The organism is Amycolatopsis sp. NBC_00438, assembly GCF_036026695.1.
In the GTDB taxonomy this organism is placed as follows: Bacteria; Actinomycetota; Actinomycetes; order Mycobacteriales; family Pseudonocardiaceae; genus Amycolatopsis.
Genome location: NZ_CP107923.1, coordinates 4,183,723 through 4,199,026 on the forward strand (window position 1 = coordinate 4,183,723; position 15,304 = coordinate 4,199,026).

Genomic DNA, 15,304 nt, shown 5'->3' on the forward strand with positions numbered 1-15,304 from the left:
TTAGGGCGGTTCTAACCGCCCTAAACACTCACGACCGGCCGGCCAGCCGCGCCGCCACCACCGGACCGATTTCGGCCGCCGCTTCCGGCCGCGTCAGCTCCCCGTGCCGGGCGGCAATCTCGTGTATCGCCAACCGCCCCTCGACGTACGGCTCCCACATCGACGGCTCCGGAGAATCGGCGTGTTTCCCTTCCGTGGCACGGAAGAACAGGACGTCACCGGCGAACCCGCCAGGCCGGTGCGCCCGGGCGAGCGCGCTGTTGTGCGCGAACACCTCGGGCAGCGCGTCCACCGCCTGCGGGGAGAGAGCGGCCAGCGGGCTGCCGTCCGCGAGCAGGATCGACCGGAACTCCGGCAGGTCGAGGGGCGCCGAGTCCGGCCGGGCCGACAGGTCGTGCCCGAGCGAGCCCAGCAACGCGGCGAGCGGCTCGTCCGACGGCGCCGGACCGGTCGGCGGGTAGCCGTCCAGCATCGCCAGCAACCCGACCTCTTCCCCCTGTTCCTGCAGTTCAGCTGCCATCGCGTGCGCGACCTGCGCGCCGAACGACCAGCCGAGCAGGTGGTACGGCCCGCGCGGGCGCACCCGGCGGATCTGCTCGAGGTAGTCCTTGACCAGCTCGTCGATGGTGGCCGGCCGGCGGTCGGGCTGGGTCAGGCCGCGCGACTGCAGCGCGTAGACCGGCCGGTCCACGTGCGCCAGCAGCCCGGAGTACACCCAGCCGATGCCCGCCGCGGGGTGGACGCAGAACACCGGCGCCCCCTCGCCGGCCGCCCGCAGCGGCAGCAGGACGGCCAGCTCGTCACGGTCGGTGCCCGTGGCCGTGCCGGTGCCCAGCCGCTGGGCCAGCCCGGCGACGGTCGGGGTTTCGAACAGCACCCGGATGCCCAGCTCGGCGCCCAGTTCGCGGCGGATCAGGCTGATCAGCCGCGCGGCGAGCAGCGAATGCCCGCCGAGGTCGAAGAAACCGTCGTCGACCGACACCTCGGGCACGTCGAGCACCTCGGTGAACAGCCCGCACAGGGCGCGCTCCAAAGCGGTCCGCGGCGCCCGGACCGGCGCGACCGCCCGGACCGGCGCGGGCAACGCCGTGCGGTCGAGCTTCCCGTTCGGCGTGAGCGGGAGAGCATCCAGCACGACGAACGCCGAGGGCACCATGTTCGCGGGCAGGAACGCTTCGGCGTGCGGCCGCGGCTCGGTACCGGCGTCCGCGACGAGATAGGCGACGAGCCGGCCTTCGCGCAGCACCGTCACCGCCTGCCGGACGCCGGGGCAGCGGCCGAGCACGGCGTCGATCTCGCCCAGCTCGATCCGCACCCCGCGCACCTTGACCTGGTGGTCGGCCCGGCCGAGGAAGTCCAGCCGGTTGTCACCCCGCCACCGCACGACGTCGCCGGTGCGGTACATCCGCTCCCCCGGCCCGCCGAACGGATCCGCGACGAACGCGCCCGCGGTCAAGCCCGGCCGGCCGAGATACCCGCGCGCGAGCCCGGACCCGGCCAGGTACAGCTCCCCCGGCACCCCGGCCGGCACCGGGTTCAACCGCCGGTCCAGGACGTACACCCGGGTGTTCGGCACCGCCTCGCCGATGTCCGGCGGGCCGTCGCCGTCCGGCGTGACGTCGCCACCGGTGGCCATCACACTGCACTCGGTCGGCCCGTAGCCGTTGACCAGCCGGAAGCCGTCGCCGGACGACGGCCGACGGCGGAGGCGATCGCCCCCGGCGACGACGACCCGCAGGTCCGGGCCGGCGAACGCGGGTTCGTCGAGCATGAGCTCCAGCCGGGGCGTCGGCAGGAACGCCACGGTGATCCCGGACTCGGCGAGCCATTCGGCGAGCCTGCCGGTGTCGTCGAGCACGCGCTGCGCCGGCAGGTGCACCGACGCGCCCGCGGTGAGCAGCGGCCAGGTCTCGAAGACGGCGGCGTCGAACCCGAGCGCGGCCACGTGCCCGCCCCGATCGGCGGCGGTGACGCCGAATTCGCGGTGGTACCAAGCACAAAGGTGGGCGAGCCCGGTGTGGTCGAGGACCACGCCCTTGGGTGTCCCGGTGGACCCGGAGGTGTAGATGACGTACGCGGCGTCGCGCGGGCTCAGCTCGACCTGCGGAGCGTCGACGAGCTGGGCCGCGATGGCCGCGGCTTCGGTGTCCAGGCACAGGACCCGAGCGGTCCCGGCCACTTGGGCGGCCAGCGCGGTGGTCGTGATGACCACCGGAGCCGCGGCGTCGGCGAGCATGAACGCCAGCCGGTCGGCCGGGTAACCCGGGTCGAGCGGCACGTACGCGCCCCCGGCCCGCATGACGGCGAGCTGCGCGACGAGCAGTTCCGGCCCGCGCGGCAGGCAGACGCCGACCAGCGTGCCGCGGGTGATCCCGAGGTGACGGGCGAGCTGGTTGGCGCGCCGGTTGAGGTCCGCGTAGCCGAGTTCGCCGTCCTCGGTGACGACGGCGACGCCGTCGGTGCGATCCGCGATCCGGTCCGGAACCGCACGCCACGGCCCGAAGTCCACCGGGTCCGGCGCGGCCAGCAGCCGTCGTCGCTCCCCCGGCGCCAGCAGTTCCAGGCCGCCGATCGGGGTGTCCGGCGACGCGACCGCCGCCGTCAGCAGCCGGACCAGCCGCGTCACGAAGCCGTCGACCGTCGAGCGGTCGAACAGGTCGGTGCGGTACGTGAGCCCGCCGCCGATGCCGGACGCCCGGCCGGGGTCCAGCTCGTGCAGCGACAACGCGAGGTCGAACGCCGCGGTCCGCACCGCGACCGGTTCGCCGCTGACGCGCAGGCCGGGCAGGTCGAGGTCGGCGTCGTCGGCGTTCTGCAGCACGAACAGCACCTGGAACAGCGGGTGCCGGGCCAGCGACCGGGCCGGGTTCAGCTCGTGGACGAGCCGCTCGAACGGGACGTCCTGGTGCGCGAACGCGCCCAGGTCGGTCTCGCGGACGCGGCCGAGCAGCTCACGGAACGTCGGCTCCCCCGCTGTGTCCACGCGCAGGACCAGGGTGTTGACGAAGAACCCGACGAGGTCGTCGAGGGCTTCGTCGGTGCGGCCCGCGACCGGGGTGCCGATCGGGATGTCGTCCCCGGCGCCGAGCCGGGTCAGCAGCACGGCGAACGCGGTCTGCAGCACCATGAAGAGCGTGACCCCGCCGTCGCGCGCCAGGTCCCGGAGTCCATTGTGGAGGCCGGCGTCGATCTCGACCGGCACCGAGTCGCCGCGGTGCTCGGCCACGGCGGGCCGCGGCCGGTCGGCCGGCAGCGTGAGTTCCTCCGGGAGCCCGGCGAGGCGCTCGCGCCAGTACGCCAGTTCGGCGCCGAGGATCGAGCCGTCGTCGTCCGGGTCGCCCAGGACGTCGTGCTGCCACAAGGCGTAGTCACGGTACTGGACCGGCAGCGGTGTCCACTTCGGACGCTCACCCGCGCACCGGGCGGTGTAGGCGGCCGAGAGGTCGCGGACCAGCGGGCCCATCGACCAGCCGTCGCTGACGATGTGGTGCTGCACGAGCACCAGCACGTGGTCGTCCTCGCCGAGAGCGAGCAATTCGGGCCGGAACGGGCGGTCGGTGGTGAGGTCGAAGGTCGCGGCCGCCGCCGCGTCGAGTGCTTCGGACAGACCGGACTCGGCGATCGTGCGGACATCCAGGGGAATCTCGGAGACGTCGAGGATCTGCTGGCACGGACGGCCGTCCAGCTCGGGGAAGATCGTGCGCAGGGACTCGTGGCGGCCGGTGACGTCGGCCAGCGCGTCCGCCAGGGCGGTGCGGTCGAGCTGCCCGGTGAGCCGCAGAGCGCAGACGACCGCGTACCCGGCGTCGCGGCCGTGCAGCTGGTTGAGGAACCAGAGCCGGTGCTGGGCGTGGGACAGCGGGATCCGGTCGGGCACCGGACGCGGGCGCAGCGCGGGCCGGACCGGCCGGCCGTGGTCGATCCGGGCCGCGAGCCCGGCTACGGTCGGCGCCTGGAACAGGTCACGGATGCCCAGCTCGACCCCGAGCGCGGACCGGGCCCGGCTGATCAGCCGCGTCGCCAGCAGCGAGTGGCCGCCGAGGTCGAAGAACCCGTCGTCGATCCCGACCCGGCCGGCGCCGAGCAGTTCGGCGTACAGTCCGCAAAGGATCTCTTCGGCCGGGTCCCGGGGCGCGCGATAGGACGTGGTCTCCGCGTCCGGGACCGGCAGCGCCCGGCGGTCGATCTTCCCGTTGGGGGTCAACGGGAACTCGGGCAGGGTGACAACGGCCGCCGGGACCATGAACTCCGGCAGGACGGCCGCGAGATGGCTCCGGACGCCGGTCGCGTCACCGGTGCAGTAGAGGACGAGCCGCCGGTCGCCCGGGACGTCCTCGCGCACGACGGCGACAGCCTGCGTGACACCCGGGTGCCGGGTCGCGGCGCCGGCGACTTCACCCAGCTCCAGACGCTGCCCGCGCAACTTGACCTGGTCGTCCGTGCGGCCGAGGTACTCCAGCTCACCCGTGTGAGTCCAGCGCACCAGGTCTCCCGTGCGATACATCCGGGCCCCCGGGGTACTGGGGTCGGGTACAAACCGTTCGGCGGTCAGGCCGGGGCGGTGCAGGTAGCCGTCGGCGAGCTGGATCCCGGCGAGCCAGAGTTCCCCGGGCACGCCGGGCGGGACCGGGTCGAGCCGCCCGTCGAGCACGTACGCGCGGGTGTTCCACACCGGACGTCCGATGGGGACGGTGGACTCGCCGGGGGTGAACGGGTGGTGGCTCGCTTCCACGGCGAACTCGGTCGGACCGTAGAAATTGGACAGTCGCGCGGACAGGCTTGCCGTGCACCGCTCGGCCAAGGCGGGGGTCAGCGCTTCACCGCCGCAGAAGATCTGCCGCAGCGGAGTCTCGCCGGAGCCGGGTTCGGCGAGGAACGCCTCGAGCATCGCCGGGACGAAGTGCGCCACGGTGACACGTTCGGCGCGGATCACTTCTCGCAGGTAGGCGGGATCGCGGTGCCCGTCCGGCCGCGCGACGACGAGAGCCGCACCGGTCAGCAGCGGCCAGAAGAGTTCCCAGACCGAGACGTCGAACCCGGACGGTGTCTTCTGCAGCACCCGCTCACCGGGGCCGAGGGGGTAGTCGGCCTGCATCCACGCCAGGTGGTTGACGATCCCGGCGTGCGACATCAGCACACCCTTGGGCCGGCCGGTCGACCCGGACGTGTAGATCACGTAGGCCGGGTGGTCCGCAGTGATCGCGGGCAGCGGCCCGTCGCCGGTGAGGCGGGTCTCCCCGGTGAGCACCAATGACGGCCGCGCGTCTTCGAGCATGAAGGCGATCCGGTCGGCCGGGTAACCGGGATCGACCGGCAGGTACGCCGCGCCGGCCCGGTGGACGGCGTGGACCGCGACGACCAGGTCGGGTGAGCGCGGCAGCTGCACCGCGACGACGTCACCGGGCCGGACGCCGTGGCCGCTCAGCGCCCTGGCCAGCCTCTCGACCCGGTCATCGAGGTCGGCGTAGGTCAGCGACTCGCTTTCGAAGACGACCGCGATCGCTTCCGGTGTCCGCGCCACCTGCCGCGAGAACAACTCCGGCAAAGTCCCGGTCGACACCGGCGCGTCGGTCGCCGTCCACTCCGCGAGCGACCGGCGGTCCACATCGGACAGGAGATCGACGCGGTCGAGCGGGGTGTCCGGCTCGGCGACGACCGCGTCGAGGAGCCGGACCAGCCGCCCGGCGAGCGCGAGGGCGGTCGTGTGGTCGAACAGGTCGGCGGCGAACGAGAGCGAACCGGTGATCCCGCCGGTGTGTTCGGCGAGGTTCAAGCCGAGGTCGAACTTCACCGCGTCGGAGTCCAGGACTTCGGGGGTGACGTCGAGCCCGGGCAGCGTCAGGCCGGCGTCACCGGTGTTCTGCAGGACCAGGAACACCTGGAACAGCGGGTGCCGGGCCAGCGACCGGGCCGGGTTCAGCTCGTGGACCAGGCGCTCGAACGGGACGTCCTGCCGCTCGTAGGCGGCCAGGTCGGTTTCGCGGACGCGGCCGAGCAGGTCGCGGAAGCTCGGGGCGCCGCTGGTGTCGGTGCGCAGGACGAGGGTGTTGACGAAGAACCCGATGAGGCCGTCGAGGGCCTCGTCGGTGCGGCCGGCGATGGCCGTGCCGATCGGGACGTCCTCACCCGCGCCAGACCGGGTCAGGACGGTGGCGAGCGCGGCCTGCAGCACCATGAACAACGTCACCTGCGCGGAGGTGGCCAGCTCGCGCAGCCGGTCGCTCAGCTCGGCGCCGATCTCGACCGGCACCGAGTCGCCCCGGTGCGACGCCACCGCGGGGCGCGGCCGGTCGGTCGGCAGCGGCAGCTCGTCCGGGATCCCGGCGAGCTGCTCCCGCCAGTAGCCCAGCTGGGCGGCCAGCGGTGACGCCGGATCGTCGGCGTCGCCGAGCAGGTCGCGTTGCCAGAGCGTGTAGTCGCCGTACTGGACCGGCAGCGGCGCCCACTCCGGCGCGTGGCCGGCCCGGCGCGCGGTGTAGGCCTCGGCGAGGTCGTCGACCAGCGGGCCCAGGGACCAGCCGTCGGCGGCGATGTGGTGCAGCGTCAGCAGGAGCACGTGGTCGTCCGGCGCGTCGGCGACCAGCGACGCGCGGAACGGCGGTTCGCGCGTCAGGTCGAACGGCCGTGTTTCGGGGGCGGTCAGCTCCGGTCGCCACCCGTCCAGGACCACCTGGTGGGGCTCGCCGTCGACGGCCGGGAAGATCGTGCGCAGGACTTCGTGCCGCTCGGCGACGTCGCCGAGGGCCGCGCTCAGCGCGTCCCGATCCAGCTCGCCGCGCAACCGCAGGGCGAGCGGCATGTCATAGGCGCCGGTGTCGTCCCCGAACTGCAGGATGAACCACAGCCGTTGCTGCGCCGGGGAAAGCGGCATCGGTTCCGGACGCGGGAGCGGCCGCAGCGCGGGCCTGGCCGCGTCCGCGGTGGACAGTCGCGGGGCGAGACCGGCGACGGTGGGCGCGTCGAAGAGGTCGCCGATGCCGATCTCCGCGCCGAACGCGGCGCGGATCCGGCTGACCAGTCTGGTGGCGAGCAGGGAGTGGCCGCCGAGGTCGAAGAACCCGTCGTCGATCCCGACCCGCTCGACGCCGAGGACGTCCGCGAAAAGTCCGCAAAGGATCTCTTCGCGAGCGTCGCGGGGCTCTCGCGCCACTCCGGTGACCAGGTCCGGCACCGGAAGAGCGTTCCGGTCGAGCTTGCCGTTCGGGGTCCGCGGCAGCTCGGGCAGCGGCACGAACGCCGACGGCACGAGGTGCCGCGGGACGAACGCCGCGACGTGGTCCCGCAGCGCGGCCGGCTCGGCGTCGCCGACGACGTAGGCGACCAGGCGCTGGTCACCGGGCCGGTCCTCGCGCAGGACGACCGCCGCCTCACGCACGCCCGGGTGTTCCGCGGCGACGGCCGCGATCTCGCCCGGTTCGACGCGCAGGCCGCGCAGCTTGACCTGCTCGTCGGTCCGGCCGAGGTAGTCCAGCTCGCCGCCGGCGGTCCAGCGGACCAGGTCGCCGGTCCGGTACATCCGCTCCCCCGGGCCGCCGAACGGGTCGGCGAGGAACCGGTCCGCGGTCAGGCCGCCGCGGTGCAGGTAGCCGTCCGCGAGCTGCGCGCCGGCGAGGTACAGCTCCCCCGGCACGCCCGGCGGCACCGGGCTCAGCCGGGCGTCCAGCACGTGCGCGCGGGTGTTCCACACCGGCGCGCCGATCGTCACCGGTCCGGCGCCGACGACGTGGGCGGTGGCGTCGACGGCGACCTCGGTCGGGCCGTAGAGGTTGATCAGGTCGGCGGTCAAGGTGCTCGCGCAACGGCCGGCCAGCGCGGCGGTCAGCACTTCGCCGCCGCAGAACACCTTCCGCAGCGTCGGGCAGTCCCCTTCGGACAGTCCGAGGATCCCGTCGAGGATGCCGGGCACCACGTACAGGACGCTGATCCGGTCGGCGCGGATCGTGTCGAGGAGGTAGGCGGGGTCGCGGTGCCCGTCGGGCCGCGCGACGACCAGGGTCGCGCCGGACAGGAGCGGCCGGAAGAACTCGAGGACCGAGACGTCGAAGCTGGACGGCGTCTTCTGCAGCACCCGGTCGCCGCCGGTCAGGGGGTGTTCGGCCTGCATCCAGGCGAGGTGGTTGACGATCCCGGCGTGCGACATCAGCACACCCTTGGGCCGGCCGGTCGAGCCGGACGTGTAGAGCACGTAGGCCGGGTGGTCCGGGGTGATCACGGGCAGCGGTCCGTCGCCGTCCAGGTCCGTGTCGGGCGTGAGGACCAGCGCGGGACGGGCGTCGGCGAGCATGAAGGCCACCCGGTCAGCCGGATAGCCCGGGTCGACGGGCAGGTACGCCGCACCGGCGCGGTGCACGGCGTAGATCGCGACGACGAGTTCGAGCGAGCGCGGCAGCTGCACCGCGACGACGTCACCGGGCCGCACGCGCAGGGCCCGGGCCAGCCGGTCCACCCGGGCGTCGAACTCCGCGTACGTCAGCGACTCACCTTCGAACACGACGGCGGTCGCGTCCGGGGTCCGGGCCACCTGCTGGGCGAACAGCTCCGGCAGCGTCGCCGACGGAACGGTCGCCTTGGTGTCGTTCCACTTCGCCAGCCGGCGGTGGTCCACATCGGACACCAAGTCGACGCTGTCCACCCGCGACTCCGGGTTCGCGGCGACCACCGTCAGGAGCCGCACGAGACGGTCGACGATGTCCTGTGCGGTGGCGCGGTCGAACCGGTCGGTGGCGAACTCGAGGCTGCAGCCGAGCCCGGCGCGGCGGTCCTCGACCGTCAGGCTCAGGTCGAACTTGGCGGTGCCCGACACCGTGTCCCCGGCGGTCACGGTCAGCCCCGGCAGGGTCCACTCGCCACCGGCGGTTTCGCTGCCGAGGAAGGAAAGCAGTACCTGGAACAGCGGGTGGCGGGCGAGCACGCGAGGCGGGTTGAGTTCTTCGACCACGCGCTCGAAGGGCAGGTCCTGGTGGGCGAAGGCGCCGAGGTCGGCGTCGCGGACGCGGGCGAGCAGCTCGCGGAACGCCGGCGCTCCCGACGTGTCCGTGCGCAGGACCAGGGTGTTGACGAAGAACCCGACGAGGTCGTCGAGCACCTCCTCGCCGCGGCCGGCGACGGGCGTGCCGATCGGGACGTCCTCGCCCGCGCCGAGCCGGGTGAGCAGCAGCGCGAACGCCGCCTGCACGACCATGAACAGCGTGGCCTGGTTGTCCCGGGCCAGGGCCTTGAGCGCGGCGTGGGTGGCCGCGTCGACCTCGGCCGAGACGACGTCCTTGCGGTGGCTGGGGTTCGCCGGGCGCGGGCGGTCGGCGGGGAGCGCGAGTTCGTCGGGCAGCCCGGCCAGCGTTTCGGTCCAGTAGGTCAGCTGACGGGCCGCCAGACTGTCCGGGTCGGCCTCGTCACCGAGCAGGTCGGCCTGCCAGAGCGCGTAGTCGGCGTACTGGACCGGCAGCGGCGGCCACGTCGGCGGCTGCCCGGCGAGCCGGGCGGTGTACGCGGTGGTGAGGTCGGCCATCAGCGGCCCGGTCGACCAGCCGTCGGCGGCGATGTGGTGCAGGCAGAGCACGAGGACGGACTCGTCACCGGCGCGGAACAGCCGCGCGCGCAGCGGGATCTCGCGGGCCAGGTCGAACGCGGCACTCCCGGCGGCCTCGGCCAGCGCGGCCAGTTCTCTCGGCGCGCAGTCGACGACTTCCAGCACGTCTGCGGCCGGCAGGACGTCCTGCCACGGTTCGCCGTTCTCGACCGGGAACACCGTCCGCAGGGTTTCGTGGCGGGTGACGACGTCCCGGCAGGCGGCGGAGAGGGCGGCGACGTCGACCGGGCCGGTGAGTCCCAGGGTGAGCGGGATGTTGTACGCGCGGTCCTGGCCGTCGACCCCGGCGAGGAACCACAGCCGCCGTTGCGCGGACGACAGCGGAACGCGGTCCGGGCGCGGTCGCGGGGTGAGCGGCGGGCGAACCGGGCCGGGCGCCTGGGCGTCGAGGGTGGCCAGGATTCCGGCGACGGTCGGCGCGCGGAACAGCGCGCGGACGCCGAGTTCGGCGTTCAACGCGGTGCGGATCCGGCTGATCAGCTGGGTGGCGAGCAGGGAATGGCCGCCGAGGGCGAAGAAGCCGTCGTCGAGGCCGACGGTGTCGAGCCCGAGGACGTCGGCGAACAGCGCACAGAGGATCTCTTCCCGCGCGGTCCGGGCGCCACGGAAGGTCACCGGCGCGATCCCGGGAGCGGTTTCCGTTGTGACGGCTTCGACTTTCGCGAGTTCCAGAGCCCCGAGTGGCCGGTCCGGATCGGCCAGTGCCAGGTCGAGCAGTCGCACCAGCATGGCCGCCATCGCGTCCACAGTGGACTTCTCGAACAGGTCGGCGGCGTACTCGAACTGGCACGAGACGCCGTTCGCGTGCTCGGCGAAGACCACGCTGAGGTCGAGCTTGGCGGTGGCCAGGTCCAGGGGCACGGGCCGGACGTCGAGGCCGGGCAGGGTGAGCGCCGTCCCGTCGTCGTGCTGCAGGACGACCATGACCTGGAACAGCGGGTGCGCGGACCGGCCGGCGCCGAGGCGGTCGACCAGCCGGTCGAAGGGGACGTCCTGGTGGGCGTAGGCGTCGAGGCCGGTGTCGCGGACCCGGGCCAGGAGTTCGGCGAAGCTCGGGTCGCCGCTCAGGTCGGTGCGCAGGACCAGGGTGTTGACGAAGAACCCGACGAGGTCTTCCAGGGCTTCTTCGCCGCGGCCGGCGACGGGCGTGCCGAGCACGATGTCGTCACCCGCGCCCCAGCGGTGCAGCAACGCGGCCAAGGCGGCCTGCAGACCCATGAACGGCGTGCAGCGCGCGGCCCGCGTCACCGCGACGAGCCGGGCGTGCAGGTCAGCGGGAATCTCGATTTCGACGAGCCCTGCGGCGCCGGTCGTGTCACCGGCCCGGTGCGCGGGCAGGACCATCCGCTCGGGGACGCCCGCGAGCCGCTCGGTCCAGTACGCGAGCTGGGCCGAGAGCAGGCTGTCCGGGTCGTCCTCGGTGCCCAGCACCTCGCGCTGCCACTCGCTGAAGTCCACGTACTGCACCGGGAGTGGCTCCCAGTCCGGGGCTTCGCCGTCGAGACGCGCGGTGTAAGCGCTTGCCAGATCGCGACCGAGCGGGCCGAGAGACCAGCCGTCGCAGGCGATGTGGTGCAGTACCAGCAGCAGGATGTGGTCGTCCGGGCCGAGTTCGAACAGGGTGACGCGCAGCGGCAGATCCGCGGCGAGGTCGAAGGGCCGGGCGATCGCCTCCGCGAGGTCGTCGCCGGACCGGACGTCGAAGATCAGCCGTCCGGCCGAGTCCACAGTGGACAGTACCTGCTGGCCGGGGACGCCGCCGTCGACCGGGATGACCGTGCGCAGCACCTCGTGGCGGCCGAGGACGTCGGCGACCGCCTGCCGCAGCGCGCGGCGGTCGAGGCGGCCGCGCAGGCGCAGCGGGAACGGGACGTTGTAGGTGGCGCTGGGGCCTTCCAGCTGGTCCAGGAACCACAGGCGCTGCTGGCCGAACGACAACGGACGCACGGGAAATCCCTTCACTGGGGCAGGCGCAGGGCCCGGGCCGCGAACACCGGGCCGCCGAAGGCGATCACGGCGCTGCAGATCCAGGCGACGACGGGGGTGGTGAAACTGGCGATGGCGCCGGACACCGCGTAGGCCAGCGGCGCGCAGCCGATGCCGGACAGCGACACCATCGACATCGCGACGCCGAGGCGGTCCATCGGCGCCGCCTGCTGGTAGAGCGTCACCGCGGCCGGGCCGTTCTGGCCGGAGCACACGCCCAGCGCGACGGCCATCGCGGCCATCACCCACAACGACGGCACCAGGACCATGCCCAGCAACAGGACGGCGATCCCGATCCCGCTGCCGACGAGCCGCACCGAGATCGGCACGCGGTCGCCGAGCAGCGCGCCGAGCCCGGCCGACACCAGCGCGCCGGCCGCCCAGCAGGCGATGAGCAGGCCGACCGCGGAAACCGCCCAGCCGCGTTCGATGACCACCTCGGGCAGGCCGGGGTTCATCGGCCACGCGAACGCGAAGTCCAGGCACAGCCCGGAAAGGAACAGCAGCCGGAGCCGGCGGTCGGCGCGCAGCAGCTTGAGGCCGTCACCCGAGCGGCGCCACAACGGCACGCTGGACACCGTGCGCGGCGCGTCGATCGCCTTGGTCGCCGGAGCCAGGCAGACCAACGAAACGACACAACCGCCGCAGACGACGGCGAGGGCGACGCCGAGGTGCCCGGTCGCGACCAGCCAGGCGCCGAACGGCGACCCGAGGATCGGCGCGAAGCGCGCGACCATGGTGCGGACCGAGTTCGCCGTGCTCAACCGCTCCTTCGGCACCATGCGCGGCATGAGCGTGCCGAAGGACGGCGACCCGAGCCCGAGCATCGCGCCTTCGAGCGCCGCGACGACGACGAGCAGCGTCACCGACTGCGCGGACAACGCGACCACGACCGAGACGGCCAGCACGGCGATCCGCACGGATGTGGTGCGCAGCAGGACCGAGCGGGGCCCGAAGGCGTCGCAGATGACGCCGCCGAAGATCATCGCGAGCGCGCGCGGGACGGACTCGGCCAGCGTCACCCAGGTGACGGCGGCCGTCCCGCCGAGCTGGGCGGCGGCCCAGACCGCGGCGATGAAGAAGACCTGGTCGCCGATCAGGGAGATGCCCTGGCCGGTGAGCAGCAGTCCGACTTTGCCCCACATCGCGGTGGGTTTTGTCTCGTACACCTGAGCTTGTGTCATGGCTGGTCCGTTCCGTCGCGCTCAGCGGGCCCGCAGGCGCACCGGGAGGTGGTCGAAGCCGAAGTTGATGATCGAGCGGTTGTGCACCGCGTCGCCGGCGGGTTCCAGCACGGCGACCTGATCCAGCAGGGCGGCGTAGATCGCTTTCAGCTCGGCCTTGGCCAGCGGAGCGCCGACGCAGTAGTGCGCGCCGACGCCGAGGGCGAGGTGCCGGTTCGGCGACCGGTCGAGCAGGAGTTCGTCGGGCCGGTCGAACATCGCCGGATCGTGGTCGGCGGACCACGTCCAGACGGCGACCTTGTCGCCCGCCTCGATGACGTGCCCGCCGAGCTCGACCTGGGTCGTGGCGGTGCGCAGGACGTGCAGGCCGACGGAGGTGAACCGCAGCAGCTCGTCGGTGGCGAGGTCGAGGTCGGCGCCCTCGGCCAGCGCTTTCCAGAGATCGGGTCGCCGCATCAGCGCGTGGACGCTCATCGCCGCGGTGTGCCGCACGGTCTGCACCCCGCCGACGACGATGTTGTCGAGGTTGAGCACGACATCCTCGATCGGCAGGCGCCGGCCCTTGATGCGGTGGGTGGCGAGGGTGCTGATGAGGTCGTCGGCCGGGTTCTTACGCCGTTGGACGACCTTCTCGAACAGATACGGCAACAGCTTCTGATGCCCGGCGCGGCGCGCGTCCGGCGTCTGGGCCAGAAACGCTTCGTCGCAGACCGCGACGACCAGATCGCGGTCGTCACCGGGAATGCCGAGCAGATCGCACATCACGACGAGCGGCACGGTGGCGAGGACGTCGACAAGATCGGCTTCACCCTGCTCGACAGCGTCTTCGACGACCCTCTTGGCCAGTTCGGTGATGCTCTGGGCCGCGCCGCGCACGCCCTTGGGCGAGAAGTACGGCAGGACGGGTGCCCGGAGTTCGCGGTGCCGGGGGCCGTCGGAAAGCGCCATCATCTTGCCCGCGCCGGCTGGGGCACCGCCCGTCCCGAGGAGCGAGCCGCCGGTGGAGCTGAAGGTGGTGGCGTCGGTGAGGACACGGGAGCCGAGGTCGTAGCCGAGCACCGACCAGACGGGCCCGTCGAGCGCGGTTTCGGTGCGGTGGACGGGAGCCTGGGCCCGCAGATCGGCGACGATACCGCCGACGTCGGGCCGGGCCCAGAGGCCGGGATCGGTCAGATCGACGGTGGCGGTGGACACGGGTGCCTCCTCGGGCGGGCTTTCGTGTGATGCGGGCTGGTGCAGCAGGCGCGCAGCCGCCGGGGCGGCGTGCGCAGCGGTCCGGCGGTCGTGAGTGGTCGTTCGGGGTGAGAACCCGAATGGCCACTCACGACCGGGCGTGCAAGGTGCGGAGCAGGCCTGCGGGGCCGCTGGTCAGTGGCGTTGCGAGCAGGTGCCCACCAGGCTCGACCGACGCGGTGAAAGCGCCCGTCGTGGCGTCCGCCCAGCCGGCCAGCGTGGCCGGCGGCAGGCCTGCGTCCGACGAGCCGGCAACCGCGTGGATGGGGAAGTCCGGCACGGGGTCGGGGCGGTAGTGGTAGCCGCGGCAGACCGTCAGGTCCGTCCGGATCGCCGCCACCGCCAGTTCGCGGATCGTCTCGTCGGCGGGCAGGGCCGTGGCCAGGCCGCAGCGTTCGAGCAGGTCCGACGCGCCTTCCGAGGTCGGCGGGATCGAGCCCGGCCAGCCTGGCGGCGGGGCCGCGCAAGCCGGGACCACGATTCGCGGGCGAAGCGCCGACGGCAAGGCACGAGCCACTTCGTACGCCAGGAGAGCACCGAAACTCTGGCCGTAGAACAGCGAGCCCGGCCGCAAGTACGCCGAGAGGCCGTCGGCCACCGCGGACACCAGATCCGGGAAGCCGGCCGGCATCGGGTCGCCGAAGCGGCCTCCGCGGCCGGGCAGCCGGATCGCCCACACCTCCAGGTCCGGGGCCAGTGCCGCGGCCAGGCCGGCGAACGCCGTGACGTCGCCGCCCGCGTGCGGGAAGCACACGGCCTGCGGGGTCGCGTCCGGCAGCGGGTGCGGCCGGTAGCACCAGTCCCCCGCGATCGCCGGACGCGGACCGGTCACGAGAGTCACCGGGTTCCCCGGCGGCCGACCAGGGCGACCGTCGGCCGGGCGGGGGCCTGCTGCGCGGACCGCACCGTCTCGACGAAGTCCAGGAGGGTCCGGGCGGCCATCAGGTCGCGCAGCGAGAGGTCCACCGCGAACTCGTCCCGCACCCGGTACACCACCCGCAACGCGGTCAGCGAGTGGCCGCCCAGCTCGAAGAAGCCGTCTTCCGGCCGCACTTCGGTGACGCCCAGTTCCTCGGCCCAAACCGCGGCTATCGTCTCGAGCATCTCAGACGCCCAGCGCGACGCGCAGGCTCTTCGGGCGGATGTCGGTCCAGGTCTTGTCGACCCAGGCGACGCACTCCTCGCGGGTGCCGCTCTTGCCGGCCGGGTGCCAGCCGGCGGGTACGGCCAGCTCGGCCGGCCAGATCGAGTACTGCTCCTCGTCGTTGACGACGACCGTGAAGTCCTTGAACGCGTCCACAGTGGATTCCTTTCT

The 15,304-nt window shown here is 73.1% G+C and carries 6 protein-coding genes; all 6 read right to left on the reverse strand.

Annotated features, from left to right (window positions below; translation table 11 throughout):
* Positions 1-28: 28 nt before the first annotated feature.
* The 6 genes from OG494_RS18425 to OG494_RS18450 all read right to left on the reverse strand — a co-directional run bounded on the left by OG494_RS18425 (position 29) and on the right by OG494_RS18450 (position 15,289).
* A complete protein-coding gene (locus OG494_RS18425) occupies positions 29-11,533 on the reverse strand; it encodes a non-ribosomal peptide synthetase (RefSeq protein WP_328457288.1) in 11,505 nt (3,834 codons plus the stop codon).
* Positions 11,534-11,544: 11 nt separating this feature from the next.
* Positions 11,545-12,756 carry an MFS transporter gene (locus tag OG494_RS18430; RefSeq protein ID WP_328457290.1) on the reverse strand — a complete coding sequence of 404 codons (1,212 nt, stop codon included), beginning with the start codon at positions 12,754-12,756 and terminating at the stop codon, positions 11,545-11,547.
* Positions 12,757-12,777: 21 nt separating this feature from the next.
* Positions 12,778-13,950 (reverse strand): cytochrome P450, encoded by a 1,173-nt coding sequence (locus OG494_RS18435; protein WP_328457292.1) that lies wholly within the window; start codon positions 13,948-13,950, stop codon positions 12,778-12,780.
* Between the two features lie 127 nt (positions 13,951-14,077).
* Positions 14,078-14,821 carry a thioesterase II family protein gene (locus tag OG494_RS18440; RefSeq protein ID WP_328457294.1) on the reverse strand — a complete coding sequence of 248 codons (744 nt, stop codon included), beginning with the start codon at positions 14,819-14,821 and terminating at the stop codon, positions 14,078-14,080.
* Between the two features lie 5 nt (positions 14,822-14,826).
* On the reverse strand, positions 14,827-15,093 hold the full coding sequence (locus OG494_RS18445) for a phosphopantetheine-binding protein (RefSeq protein WP_328457296.1): 267 nt from the start codon (positions 15,091-15,093) through the stop codon (positions 14,827-14,829).
* A 1-nt stretch (position 15,094) separates the two neighbouring features.
* Positions 15,095-15,289, reverse strand: a complete 195-nt coding sequence (locus OG494_RS18450) for an MbtH family protein (RefSeq protein ID WP_328457298.1) — start codon at positions 15,287-15,289, stop codon at positions 15,095-15,097.
* Between the last annotated feature and the right edge of the window lie 15 nt (positions 15,290-15,304).